The sequence below is a fragment of the Paenibacillus andongensis genome (assembly GCF_025369935.1).
Taxonomy (GTDB): Bacteria; Bacillota; Bacilli; order Paenibacillales; family NBRC-103111; genus Paenibacillus_E; species Paenibacillus_E andongensis.
This window is the reverse complement of record NZ_CP104467.1, coordinates 5,738,634-5,751,417: the sequence shown is the minus strand read 5'-3', so window position 1 is coordinate 5,751,417 and position 12,784 is coordinate 5,738,634. Positions and strand designations below refer to the sequence as shown.

Here is a 12,784-nt window from a genome sequence, read left to right as displayed (position 1 = left end):
AATGTCCAAATACTTTGCCTTCTTACATGATTATCGTAACTTTATTATACTTCAATAAAACGATCACGGAATAGCAGAAAGGAATGAATCGAATGAATCGACTGTCTATCTACATCCTTGCCCTAGGGGTATTTCTAACGGCGACCTCCGAGTTGGTTGTTGCCGGAATTCTTAAAGTCATTGCTGAAGACTTAAACATTTCTATCGCTGTTGCGGGGCAGCTAATCACAGCCTATTCTCTTGCGTTTGCGATTGGAACTCCCATTGTGGTGTCACTTACTTCCCGGATGGGGCGCAGGAAAGTGCTGCTTGGTTCAATGTTTGTATTTATCTTGGGCTGCTTGGCTTCTTTTGGGAGTTCAGAGATTTCGGTCCTAATGGTTTCTCGTATTATTCTTGGGGTAAGCGCAGGCGTTTATCTTGTCGTAGTGTTTGGTGCGGTTGCCAAATTAGTGCCTGCGGAGAAACTAGGAAGTGCGATTGGCACGATCGTACTTGGGTTTAGCAGCGCTATGATCTTAGGGGTTCCGATAGGAATTGCCATTACGAACTGGTGGAGTTGGCAAGCCATTTTCATTATTTTAGGCTTATTCAGTCTGTTAATTACATTTGTAATCTTCCGCCTTCTTCCAGAGATTGAGGGGGACGCTCCGGTTCCATTCAGGCAGCAATTTAAAGTGTTGGGAAGTCTCGTCATCGTTAGCGGCTTGTTTCTCACCTTTTTTAGGGAGTCGGGTAATTCGATTTTATTTACGTATCTGACGCCATTTTTACAAGACGTCCTACATTTGAAAGCTTCCAACATAAGTATCGTTATGCTTGCTTTCGGTATTTTCGGAGCCGTCGGTTCTCGTTTAGGTGGTTATGGCGTTGATCGATGGGGAGCGGCTCGCGTCATTACGCAGAGTATTATTGTTCATGCAGCAGCTCTTGCTCTACTGCCTATTATGTCCGGATCATTAATCATGAGTTTAGTGTTAATCGCCCTTATGGTATTCTCTATGTTCGTGACCGGCCCAGCTATCCAAACGTATTTTATTCAACAAGCGACGCAGTCATCCAATCTCGTTCTCAGTTTGAACACATCCATCATTCATTTGGGATTAGCGGTAGGAGCTGGAGCGGGGGGAGTGATGGCGAACGCTACTTCGACTGTCTACTATCATCCATGGATGGCAAGCATCGTAATTGTGCTCGGGTTAGCGGCTGCCTTAGTCAGTTTTTCTACGGGAAAGAAGGTACACAGTTATAGTCCCCAATGATCCGTACCCTTCAAACGTGAGCTTACAAATTATGAACTGCTTGTTAAGATACCTAACGGGAATCTAATAGTAATTAAACATTTCAACCAGAAGACATTTAACATGTTCCAGATATGATTGAATTCATGCATCTATTTTAGGCAACAAGAGGAGAATTCAATTGAAACTAACCGCGAGATCATTCCGCATGTCATTGCAAAGCAAACTGATTATTTCATTCGCCGCTATTTTGTTCATTCCTTGTTTAACGCTAGGTTGGTTTTCCTATGAGACCTCCAAAAATAAAGCAGAACAACAAATTATGGGGGAAACGACCCAAAATGTTAAATCATTAAATAAGCTGATCGATGAATACATCAAACCGATCCAAAAGGATGTCACTTTTTTGGCTGATAGTTTGCCGAATAAGCTGAGCAGTACTAGTAGTGCGGAACCGACAGTCAAAAGTTTAATCGCCAAGTTTCAAGCCGTTCACCCCGAATTGGAATCAACGTATGTTGGGACATCGGATGGGGTTATGATCCTAAACCCGGAGGGGACACTACCGGAAGGTTTTGATCCTAGAAAAAGACCCTGGTACGAAAATGCGCTGAAGAACAAAGGCCAAACGATCATTACAGATCCATACGTCAATGCGACAAATGGAGAAATTGTTATTACACTTGCAAGAATGACGGCGGATGGCTCCAAAGTCATTGGGGTCGATTTGAATATGACCGAATTTGCAAAAGAAGTGCTGAAGGTTAAAATCGGAGAAAACGGATTTATGTCCATTGTCGACAAGTCAAAAACATATCTCGTACACCCTACTATGAAAGCAGGGACTCCAGTACCGGTTGATATCTCCCAACCCATGTTTGCAGCGGATGAGTCCACTTTCGTGTTCCAACAAAATGGGGAAGCGATGAGATCGATATTCGTAACAAACAGCTTAACAGGCTGGAAGTTAACGGGGACCATTTCTCTTCAGGAAATTATGAAAGAAGCTTCGGGGATTTTGAGAAATACCTTGTATATCGTCCTGATCGCTATGATTATCGGTGCTGTATTGATTTATTTCATAATTCGTTCGATCATCATTCCTGTAAAAAGCTTAATTACGGTTTCGCAACAAGTTAGCGAAGGCAATCTGTGCGTGCGAGTAAAAGAGACGATGGCCAAAGATGAAATTTCAGAGCTTGGGCGTACTTTTAACAAGATGATTGATTCGTTGAAGTTAGTATTAATGGAGGTAAGCGAGAAATCGAGCATGTTAGCAGCTTCGTCAGAGCAGCTTACGGCAAGCTCGGAGCAAACTTCGAATGCCACCCACTTCATCGCCGAAAATATTCAGCAAATGGCAGAAGGTGCAGAGAAGCAGGTTGGAACCGTCAAGCAAGGGGCGCGAATCGTGGATGAAATGTCCAAAGATGTCTTAGAAATTGCTTCAAGCGCTCAAGCGGTTTCGGATAAAGCAACGCAAGCCACTCATATATCCAAAGAAGGCAATGTGACCATCCAAACGGCAGTAGCTCAAATGAACTCCATAAAAGGAACTGTCGAAAGCTTGTCTCATGTCATTCAAAATCTAATGAAACAATCGAATCAAATTGAAGGGATTGTATCTCTGATAAGTGAAATATCGTCTCAAACGAACCTGTTATCTTTGAATGCATCGATTGAAGCAGCTCGAGCAGGAGAACATGGCCGAGGATTCCAGGTCGTTGCCAAAGAGGTGAAGAAATTATCGGAGCAGACAGCTAAGTCATCTCATCAAATCATCGATATGATTCAGATTATTCAAACCGAGTCGCAGCAAGCCGTTAAATCCATGGATGAGACATACACAGAAGTGACGGGAGGCATTGATATCATGAATAGGGCTGGAGAGTTATTTCGCCAGATTCAGCATTCCGTCGTAGAATTAGAAGCACAAATTCAATCCGTTTCGGCGTCTTCGCAGCAGCTTTCAAGCGGTGCAGAGCAAACGATTATGGCTATGGATACCATTTTCAATGTTGTGGAGAAAAGCGCATCGGCTACTCAGAATGTTTCCGCAGCGGCACAAGAGCAATTAGCATCGATGGAAGAAATCGCAGCGTCATCAGAGTCATTATCTAAGATGGCTATTGAACTTCAAGAGATAAATGAAAAGTTTAGAACCTAGAATTGAACAAAGACAACCTTTAAGGGGTTGTCCTTTTTTGTATGTTTGGGGTGTTGGGGTAAGCGATGATTACACCCTGTCTATGATTTTTAGCAACATATTGTAAAAAGTGCAACAATTTCTGCCTAAATCCCGCTTATCTCCCAAGATGTTGTATAACGTACAACAAAAATTATAAGGCCATTTTGCAACAATTGGGGTCTAAAATGTTGTACGTACTGCAACTTCAACGAACAAAATGGCCATTTGGCATATGAATTGTTGCAGTATATACAACATTGGTAATAGCTGTAACCTACTTGCCTTAAAACCGTTATGATGAGGCACACGGAATGAATCACGAAGATCACCGGAGTGCTCATATCTGTTTCGTGTTTAAATCCGAATAATTCTTTTGGCTGCAGCCTCGGTTTATTTGCGAATCACGTCCTGCATGATGGGCGGCTCATTATTACGGCCAAACTTAAAACAAAAGTGCGCAGTTCTTTAATTTTTGGACATTTTATTGAAATGTGGTGCTATTTTCGGTTCGGATTCACTCCTATACTATTTTATAGAGAGAGTTTGTAAGCGCTTCACTTATGGGGATAAGAATACCGGAGCACTGGAGAAGGGGGAATTATATGCAAGCCAGCAAGTTGACCATAACGGGACAAACTATCGTACCGCCTAAAGGCGTAAAGCGCGGTTTTTGGCGGACGATCGCAAAGTATCGCTGGCTTTATATACTTACAGCGCCGGGGCTGCTCTATTATCTAGTGTTTCATTATGCGCCGATGGTAGGCTTGGTTATTGCTTTCAAGGACTACAATCTGATGAAAGGCTTTTGGGCCAGCGACTGGATAGGACTGGACAACTTTCGTAAAATTTTTAACTCGCCAGAATTCCCTCTGCTGCTCAAAAACACAGTATTGCTAAGTACTTACCGGATATTATTCAATATGTTCCCCGACGTTATCCTCGCACTGCTGTTGAATGAGGTTCGGGTCAACTGGTTCAAACGGATCGTTCAGACCATTACGTATGGTCCGCACTTCTTATCGTGGATTATCGTCTACGGCCTTGTGTTCTCATTCTTCGCGCCGGGATCAGGTCTGGTGACGACACTGTTTCGTGATATGAGCTGGGGCAATATCGACATCATGACGAATTCCGATACGTTTCGGCCGATGCTGCTGATAACGGACATCTGGAAAAATACGGGCTTCGGGGCGATCATTTATTTGGCAGCCTTATCATCGATCAATCCAGAGCTGTACGAGGCGGCTGTTATGGACGGGGCTGGCAGAGGGCAACAAATGTGGCATGTTACCCTGCCCGGTATACGCGATGTGTTCATGCTGATGATCATTTTGCGAATCGGACATATTTTGGATGCGGGCTTCGATCAGGTGTACATTTTTCTAAATGCAAGGGTGTATGACGTTGGCGACATTCTCGATACCTGGATATTCCGGCGAGGGATTGAGCAGCTGGACTTCAGCGTCCCAACCGCAATGGGCGTATTTAAGTCAGTGATCGGGCTCATCCTGGTGCTCGGCGCAAACAAGCTCGCCAAACGATTCGGAGGATCGGGCATATGGTGACAGGAGGATGCTGACATGTCGATTGTATTAAAAAAGAAAACACCCGACAAGATATTCGATGTCGTTTTGTACGCAGGGCTAGGCTTGTTCTGTTTAGCGACCCTCTTTCCGCTTTACTATGTTTTCATCGTATCCGTTACACCCTATACCGAGGTGCTGCGCAGTGGTGGATTCGTACTATTCCCCAGTGTCTTCACACTTGATGCGTTCCGGACTGTGCTGGGCAGCAATGTTGTGCCAAATGCACTGCAGGTGACCCTATTTATTACCGTAGCCGGAACCATGCTCAATTTGATAGCCACGACGGCGCTTGCTTACCCATTGTCCAAAAAGTTTTTGCCGGGCAGGAACGCCATGCTGCTTGCTATCATCTTTACGATGTTGTTCTCGGGTGGACTTATCCCCGTCTATATGATCGTCAAAGCGCTCGGAATGATGAATACCTTGTGGGCGCTAGTCATTCCCGGCATGATTTCGTCCTTCAATCTGCTGATCATGAAGACGTATTTCGAAGGACTGCCGCACGAGGTAGAGGAGGCGGCGAAGGTGGACGGCGCCGGCGATTTGGCAACGCTGCTGCGCATTGTACTGCCGCTCTCGCTGCCGATTCTCGCGACACTCACGCTTTTTTTCGCAGTCGGACATTGGAATACCTATTTCGCCGGCATCATGTATTTGCATGAGCGCGAGCTGTATCCGCTACAAGTCGTACTGCGCAACATGATTATGACGCCAAGCGTCAGCCAAGAGCTGTCGGTGCCGCAATCGGATTTGCAATCACTCCCTCCAGAGACAGTCAAAATGGCGGTCGTCGTCATTGCAATCGTACCTGTACTTGTCCTTTATCCGTTTCTGCAAAAATATTTTATGAAAGGCATGCTGATTGGTTCAATCAAAGGATGACGTGTCATTCTTCATAGGCTTGCCGACTTGAGCAGCATACGAAGGAAATACATAAAAAAGCATTAGGAGGTCTATATGCGTATGAAAAAGACAGCGACAATAACGGCATTTCTATTAGCAACGGCACTTATCGCAGCAGCATGCAGCAGTAAATCAGACGTAGGGACGAATTCCTCTCCTTCCGTTTCAGTAAAAGCTGGAGAGTCGCCTGCGGCCCCGGCGAAGAAAGAAAAGCTGGCGCTCACTTGGTTTGTCAATGCGGCAAACAGTTCGCAATTGCCGGCAGCAGACAAAGATTTCGTTAAAAAAGCAATCGCAGAAAAATTCAACGTCGATTTGAAACTTTTGTATATGGCGTCGGGGCCTGACTATCTCAGTAAAATCAATACAATGATCGCTTCCGGCGACATCCCGGATCTGTTTTATATGGACGGACTGGAGTCAGTCAAGTACATCAAGGACGGCATCGCAAGAGATATGACCAATCTCGTCACCCCTGCAGCGATGCCGAACTACTTTAAATATTGGATTACGCCAACCGATCTCGCACAGTACCAGGTGCAAAACGTTTTCAAACGTGCTCCGGTTCCGTATACGAAGAAGGTGTATCGCTCGTATTACGTCCGTAAGGATTGGCTTGATAAGCTGGGCTTGAAGATGCCTGAAACATACGATGAAATGGTTACCGTCATGAAAGCTTTCACTGAAAAAGATCCGGATGGCAATGGCAAGAACGACACCTTCGGCTTTTCGACAAGCGGTAACGGCACATCACTGCCTTTCGATTTCCCGGAATTCATTAAGAACGGCCTCGTAGGTGATTTCGTGATCGAGAACGATCAGTTTGTTGATGTCCGTACCGATATCCGGATGCAAAAAGTGCTGGAGGATGTCCGTAAACTGCTAGCCATGAATGTGGTCGACCCTGACTGGTTGCTAAATAAAAGCGGGCAGCACATCGAGAAAGCGACGCAGGGCAAAGTCGGCATCGTACTGTCTGCGGGGGGCAACGACGCCTATGACAATAATGCAAACGGCTTGCAGGTGAAGACGAAGGCGGTAACCGGCGTGGCGAACGTCGATTGGCAGCCGTTCCATATCGGAGCCAAGACCGGAACATGGGTCGAGCTGCTCCCGGGCAACCCATTCCTGATCAGCTCCAAAACGTCAGAAGAGAAGGCGAAGCGATCGATCGAGATTTTGGATTGGCTGGCAAGCGAGGAGGGGTACTTGCTAACTCAATATGGGTTAGAAGGCGTTCACTACAAGCGCAATGGAAAGCAAATCGAGCGGATCGAGGATGCTTACAGAAGAGATGTTCTTGATAACGGAAATTTCCTCAATATCTATAATTGGTTTGCTAATTTTGTACAGGGTCAGACGGATAAGTTTGGCCTTGAGATTATCGACAAAAACATCACGGCAAGGGATAAAGAGATTTCCGAGAAGCTGAAGTCCTACAAGCTGCTGCCTTCGGTCGGAACCAGCCTGACGATCAAAGAAGGTATGGATTTGGCGACACTCCGTAAAAAAATGAGCGAGTATCACATCCAGATTTTATTCAAGGAAAAAGATGCTTCCAATTGGCCGCAATACCGGGCTGAGCTGATGAACAAATACGGCGGCAAAAACATCTTCGGTTATTACGCCGAGCAAGTGACGCAGGCATCCGGTAAATCGATCAAATTTATGAGCGATAACTGAGACACTGTTTGATCCAAAGGAGACATTGGCAATGTGGCTATTGCGCAGGTTAAGGAACCGAAGGTACACGGGGATTAGCACAAAGCTGTTCGTTCTTGTCTTTCTGTCAGTAGTTGGGCTGTTTTTGGTGATCGGGTTGTTCGGCTATCAACGGCTGTTCAATCCGATCAAACAAAACAACGAGGCCGTGCTTCAGGATTCGGTCGTGCAGGTCGAGAATTATTTGAAAACATTTATGAACAATATTCAAGGCTTGCTGCTGCTTTTGTCCAATCCAATCATTAACGACAGTCTGGGGAAAGAGGATATCGCAAGACTGCTGGAAACCATGATGACCCAGCACTCAGAGGAATTCGATGCTATTTTTTTGATTGAGGGAGAGGCGATTTCAAGCTGCTCTCCTTTTTCGTATCAATTTTTCGTCCCAGAAAAACAGGTTGCTGATATTGTGCGTCAAATGTCCGGTGATAGCGGTGTATGGTGGAGTCCACCTTATCAATCGGGGGGAAGGCAGTCGCTATCGGTCGCCAAACGGATCGATGCGAAGCGGATTATCGTGTTCGATTTGAATTTGTCTTCACTGACGGGTCCTTCGGTTGTACAGAACAAGGAAAAGGCTGTGTTCCTGTTTACCGAGCATGGTCAGCCTATCGCCTTTAATATGCCGTTAACATCACGGGCCGGAATGATGGAGTATGAGTCTATCGTCGGTCACCTGCAGTCTCTTACCTCTGCCAATCAAAGGTACTACGATAGGGTTCACACGGAGACCGCTGCATATAAGGTGCTAAGGAGCGATCAGAACCGCTGGAACTGGGTTGTCTTCTCCATCGTAAAGGAATCGGAAGCCTATCCGTTGCTCGCCTTACTGGAGCAGCAGATAGTGGTGGTGCTTCTAGTGGCGGTTATACTAGCGGCTTTCCTGTCTATGTGGATTGCTAGGTATATCCAAGTACCCGTTGGCGCAATAACTAAGCAAATGAAGGTGGGAGCACGCGGAGCGCTTGATGCAAGGGTATCGCTCAAGCGTAGCGATGAGTTCGCCTTTATTACCGATGCATTTAATCGAATGATGGAAAGCATTCAGACGTTGTTCGACGATCTGCGCTTGGTAGAGGAGAAGAAGCGGCAGCTCGAGTTGAAAGCTCTGCAATCGCAAATTCACCCACATTTCCTTCATAATACGCTAAGCGCGATCTATTGTTTGGATCAGGCGGGACGTGCGGCGGAGATGGCAGGGATGCTGCGCGCCCTGACTGGCTTGCTGCAGTATTCGACGGACAAAACGGGAGACATCGTAACGGTGGAGGAGGAATTGCGGCAGCTGGAGCAATACGATGTACTCATGAAGCTGCGGTACGGGGACGTCTTCCGACTCGATCTCGTTGTACGCGACGAGTCGCTCGTTGCCCCAATACCCAAGCTCACGTTGATTACACTCGTCGAGAATAGTATTTTTTACGGACTCGGAACGGGCGAAACGAATCATATTATCGTGGCAGGTATGGCGTCCGCTGAAGGGGAAACATGGCTTGAAGTGTCGGATACGGGCCCTGGCATCGAACCTTCTAAGCTAAAATCTCTTCTCGCCGGCGTTCCTTCATTGGGGCGACATAAAGGTCTGAACAATTTAGGCTTGCGCAACATTCACGAGCGAATCCGGCTTCATTTCGGCGAGTCTTACGGTCTAAGCTTTCCTGAGGAGTCAGAGGAGGGTTTGCTAATTTGCGTTAGACTACCTGAGCCGGATGGCCCTGAAGCTTGGCGGGTAAAGGTTGAAGGGGGGAGAGAAGCATGCTGAAGCTGTTGTTAGTGGACGACGAGCAGTGGGTAAGGGAGCATTATTCACAGTGGATCGACTGGGCTTCTGCTGGTTTCACGCTGATCGGACCAGCCTCTAGTGCGAAAGAAGCGATCCGCATCATGGAGCAGGAAATTCCCCACCTCCTGCTAACTGACATCATGATGCCTGATATGGACGGACTGGAGCTAGCCGAGTATGTGCGGGAGAGATACCCGCAGGTTCATATCATGATTTTGACAACGTATGGGGAATTTGATTTCGCCAAGCGCGCCATATCGATTGGCGTGTCAGGTTACATGATCAAGCAGGTGCAGGAGGCTGATCAGCTACTGACAGCTTGTCGTAAGGTCGCCGAAGAAATCTACCGTGACATGGACGTGGCGCACCGGCTGCAGCTTCAAGGGCTTCAGCAGCGGCAAAGCGACTGGCAAGAAAGACGACAATGGCTGGAGCGGATGTTATCTGCTCCGGCTTCCTTGGGTGCACACCCACTGCCGCCGGGACTTGATACAATCGAAAGGCAGTCGGGCATCGTCGCTTTACTGTCCATCGGTTGGAGCGGGCGGGAGTTATTTGGAACCGCGAGTCAGCAGGGCGAGCAGGCAATACGTCTGCAGTCTGAGGCAGGACAAGTTATTGAGCGACGGTACAGAGATAGCGTGAGTGTTGGCAAGTTCGTCGCTGTCACTGTGCCTTGGAGAAACGACAAGCTGTTTGTGTTTATGCGTGTGCCGAATATCCATAGCGCTGCCGCTAGACTTAGCTTTCTTCGTGTGGAAGCAGGGGCTGTTCTGGATGATGTACGTACTGTAACTGGCGTTCGGGGGCATGCACATGCCCATCTTAGACAGATGGGCGAAGTGAATTGGGCGGAGTTGGTCCGCGCGGGAGCGGATGCTCTAGACGCTTTCTTTTATCATCCGACACCGATGATTTCCGACGCGACGCCTGAGCGGTTCGCGGTGATTCCCCCTTCGCAGTATCGGGAGTGGGCTGCAGCGGTTCGAAAAGCACTGCAGCAGCGTTCAACCATCTCGTTCCGCGAGGCGATCACGCCACTGCTGCAAGAGGGAGTTCCACCCTTGCGTCCTGCGGAGCTGATCCATGTCTCGCACAAGCTGCTCGATCCGGCTTTATCGGAAATTCCAGCTTCCGTTACGGAGCGAATGACCGATCTTGCATCGGTTGAGACTTGGGAGGAGTTTGGCTGCTGGTGGGATCAAACGGTTAACGAGCTGGATCGGGCATTCGGGGAGCATGAGAGGCTGACTTACCGCAAGGAAGTTCAAAGCATGTGCCGCTTTATTCACGAAAAATATGCAGAGGATATTCAAATTTCCGATCTTGCGGAGCGCGTGCAGCTTCATCCTTCTTATGCGGGGCAATTGTTCAAGCAAGAGACGGGTGAGCATTTTACCGATTATTTAAGCCGATACCGAATGAAGAAGGCCGAAGAATTGCTGACGCAGACGACGATGAAAATATATGAGGTAGCAGAGGCTGTCGGCGTAGACAATTATCGTTATTTTTGCAAGCTGTTCAAAGCTTATACCGGGTTTACGCCGACAGAATATAAAAAAAACCAATAGTTTAGGAGACCGCCACTCAAATAGGACGTAAAAAAAACGGGCTTTCGCCCGTTTTGAAATTGTAGTTTTCTTACTACAGTATTTATTTTTTGGTTACAGACGTGAACCACTCGTTAACTTCCTTCGTCACCTGATCACCGCCATTAGTCTTCCAACTAGCGACGAATTCGTCAAACGCATTTACCTGCAATTTGCCATAGATGATTTTGTTGAATGTTTCCATTTCAGACTGACGCAGAAGGTTCCATTTCGAAATCATGGTCGGTGTCGCAGCACCTGTAAAATAGTTTTGCTTGCGAATGTCCATTTGTGACATGACGATTTTCGCGGCATACCAGTTTTCAGGTTTGCGGAAATCCGCGATCTGCTTCTCATAAGGAGTTTCCGGCTTTTTGCCGTCTGCAAGCTTAACCAAGGTCTTCATATACAGGTCTGGAATCCGCGCTGGTCCAGCTATGAAATGGAACTCATTGGAGAAGTCCTTAATTTTTTCTTTATCACTAGTTGGTTTTCCATCCACGATATCCCAGTCGTAGCCTTGGGCAAAGCCATATTCGAATTTGCTGCCGGTTGGCGGGTTAGCCAAGTTGTCAAGCATGTAGTTGTAATATATGAAAAATGCTTCCGGATGTTTTGCGTCTTTATTAATCATGAAGGAGCTGTTCACGCCGGAATTTTGCCATTTGGTTCCTGCCAGTCCGTCTGGACCTGCGGGAACCGGATAGGCTTTATATTTCGAATTTTTTACGTTCTTGACCAAATCTGGAGCAGGCCAGTCAGGAACCCAGTTTGCTCCAGGCAATACGCCTGCATTTCCTTTTGTCCAGATCTCAGCAGATTTACCTTCGTCCCATAAAGCTGCATCAGGATGAATATAGCCTTTGTTCATCCATTCTTGAAGTTTCGCTAGCGCTTTTTTGGCCCCTGGGTTGACGGAACCATATTCAAGCTTACCATTTGCGTCTTTGTTCCATTGTTCCTCAACAGAGCCGTATGCCCCGAATAACCAATCGAGGCCGCCCATCCATGTGTTCGTATTGTTTTTCAAGGAAATCGCGAGCGGATAGACGTCCTTAGCAGCAAGCCCGTCCGGATTCTGATTCTTGAATTTGTCCATCACGTTCTCTAAATCTGCGATCGTTTTGGGAGCCGTAAGATTCAGCTTTTCCATCCAATCTTCCCGAAGCCATAACATTGTATCGTCATTGTCGGTATATTCAAGAATTGGCAGGTTATACTTCTTGCCATTCCTTATGAAAGGATACCATAGTTCTGGGTGTTGAATGGTATGGTCTTTCCAAGTTTTGTTGGCGTACTTTTCAAACAGCTCGTCAATGGCAATAAACTGGCCGGAATCGATCAGTTGGTTCGTCAATACGGGGTCAGTCGGTACGAAGACGAAATCAGGAAGTTTCTCTCCGGAAGCAATAGCTAGCTGAAGCTTTTGCTTATATTGATCCCCGCCGGCAGGGTACCAAGTATCTTTGTGCTTGATACCAAACTGCTCCAGCATCCAACGGTCGTGGACATTGTTCTCTTTAGTGTCGCCTTTAACGTACTTCTTTGGCATCAATACGGTACTGATCTCAATTGGCGGATCGTATTTGCCTTTCTTGAATGCAGCATCGGACGCAGTGGTTCCATTCGATGCGGTATTGACTGGCTGCGCGTTGTCTGCGGGCTTTGTGCTGCAAGCCGAGACCACGATGAGTGAAGTCGCCACGAGCAGCAGCCATGATTTTTTGAATGTACTCATTTTTGTTTTCCCCCTACGGTGTAAGATTACTACA

At 46.9% G+C, this 12,784-nt stretch carries 8 protein-coding genes; 7 read left to right on the top strand and 1 reads right to left on the bottom strand.

Translation table 11 applies throughout. The features are described 5' to 3' along the window. Positions 1-92 precede the first annotated feature (92 nt). The 7 genes from NYR53_RS25790 to NYR53_RS25760 all read left to right on the top strand — a co-directional run bounded on the left by NYR53_RS25790 (position 93) and on the right by NYR53_RS25760 (position 10,994). The gene (locus NYR53_RS25790; protein WP_261301969.1) at positions 93-1,262 is read left to right on the top strand and encodes an MFS transporter; all 1,170 of its coding nucleotides are present in this window, start codon (positions 93-95) and stop codon (positions 1,260-1,262) included. A 187-nt stretch (positions 1,263-1,449) separates the two neighbouring features. Beyond that, entirely contained in the window at positions 1,450-3,408 is a 1,959-nt protein-coding gene (locus NYR53_RS25785) for a methyl-accepting chemotaxis protein (RefSeq protein WP_261301968.1), read from the top strand. A 623-nt stretch (positions 3,409-4,031) separates the two neighbouring features. Beyond that, positions 4,032-4,994, top strand: a complete 963-nt coding sequence (locus tag NYR53_RS25780) for an ABC transporter permease (protein ID WP_261301967.1) — start codon at positions 4,032-4,034, stop codon at positions 4,992-4,994. Between the two features lie 15 nt (positions 4,995-5,009). Next, a complete protein-coding gene (locus NYR53_RS25775; RefSeq protein ID WP_261301966.1) occupies positions 5,010-5,897 on the top strand; it encodes a carbohydrate ABC transporter permease in 888 nt (295 codons plus the stop codon). 81 nt (positions 5,898-5,978) lie between these two features. Continuing rightward, a complete protein-coding gene (locus tag NYR53_RS25770; protein WP_261301965.1) occupies positions 5,979-7,601 on the top strand; it encodes a type 2 periplasmic-binding domain-containing protein in 1,623 nt (540 codons plus the stop codon). Between the two features lie 31 nt (positions 7,602-7,632). Continuing rightward, positions 7,633-9,402 (top strand): sensor histidine kinase, encoded by a 1,770-nt coding sequence (locus NYR53_RS25765; protein WP_261301964.1) that lies wholly within the window; start codon positions 7,633-7,635, stop codon positions 9,400-9,402. Next, a complete protein-coding gene (locus NYR53_RS25760; RefSeq protein ID WP_261301963.1) occupies positions 9,396-10,994 on the top strand; it encodes a response regulator transcription factor in 1,599 nt (532 codons plus the stop codon). The genes NYR53_RS25765 and NYR53_RS25760 overlap by 7 nt, the downstream gene beginning before the upstream one ends. Positions 10,995-11,076: 82 nt before the next feature. Here the strand turns inward: NYR53_RS25760 and NYR53_RS25755 are convergent, their stop codons facing one another. Beyond that, the gene (locus NYR53_RS25755) at positions 11,077-12,750 is read right to left on the bottom strand and encodes a type 2 periplasmic-binding domain-containing protein (protein ID WP_261301962.1); all 1,674 of its coding nucleotides are present in this window, start codon (positions 12,748-12,750) and stop codon (positions 11,077-11,079) included. Positions 12,751-12,784 lie beyond the last annotated feature (34 nt).

Excerpts from the sequence above, each read along its gene's own strand:
- NYR53_RS25790 (WP_261301969.1), top strand. The coding sequence starts at position 93 with ATGAATCGACTGTCTATCTACATCCTTGCCCTAGGGGTATTTCTAACG.
- NYR53_RS25785 (WP_261301968.1), top strand. The coding sequence starts at position 1,450 with ATGTCATTGCAAAGCAAACTGATTATTTCATTCGCCGCTATTTTGTTC.
- NYR53_RS25780 (WP_261301967.1), top strand. The coding sequence starts at position 4,032 with ATGCAAGCCAGCAAGTTGACCATAACGGGACAAACTATCGTACCGCCT.
- NYR53_RS25775 (WP_261301966.1), top strand. The coding sequence starts at position 5,010 with ATGTCGATTGTATTAAAAAAGAAAACACCCGACAAGATATTCGATGTC.
- NYR53_RS25770 (WP_261301965.1), top strand. The coding sequence starts at position 5,979 with ATGAAAAAGACAGCGACAATAACGGCATTTCTATTAGCAACGGCACTT.
- NYR53_RS25765 (WP_261301964.1), top strand. The coding sequence starts at position 7,633 with ATGTGGCTATTGCGCAGGTTAAGGAACCGAAGGTACACGGGGATTAGC.
- NYR53_RS25760 (WP_261301963.1), top strand. The coding sequence starts at position 9,396 with ATGCTGAAGCTGTTGTTAGTGGACGACGAGCAGTGGGTAAGGGAGCAT.
- NYR53_RS25755 (WP_261301962.1), bottom strand. The coding sequence starts at position 12,750 with ATGAGTACATTCAAAAAATCATGGCTGCTGCTCGTGGCGACTTCACTC.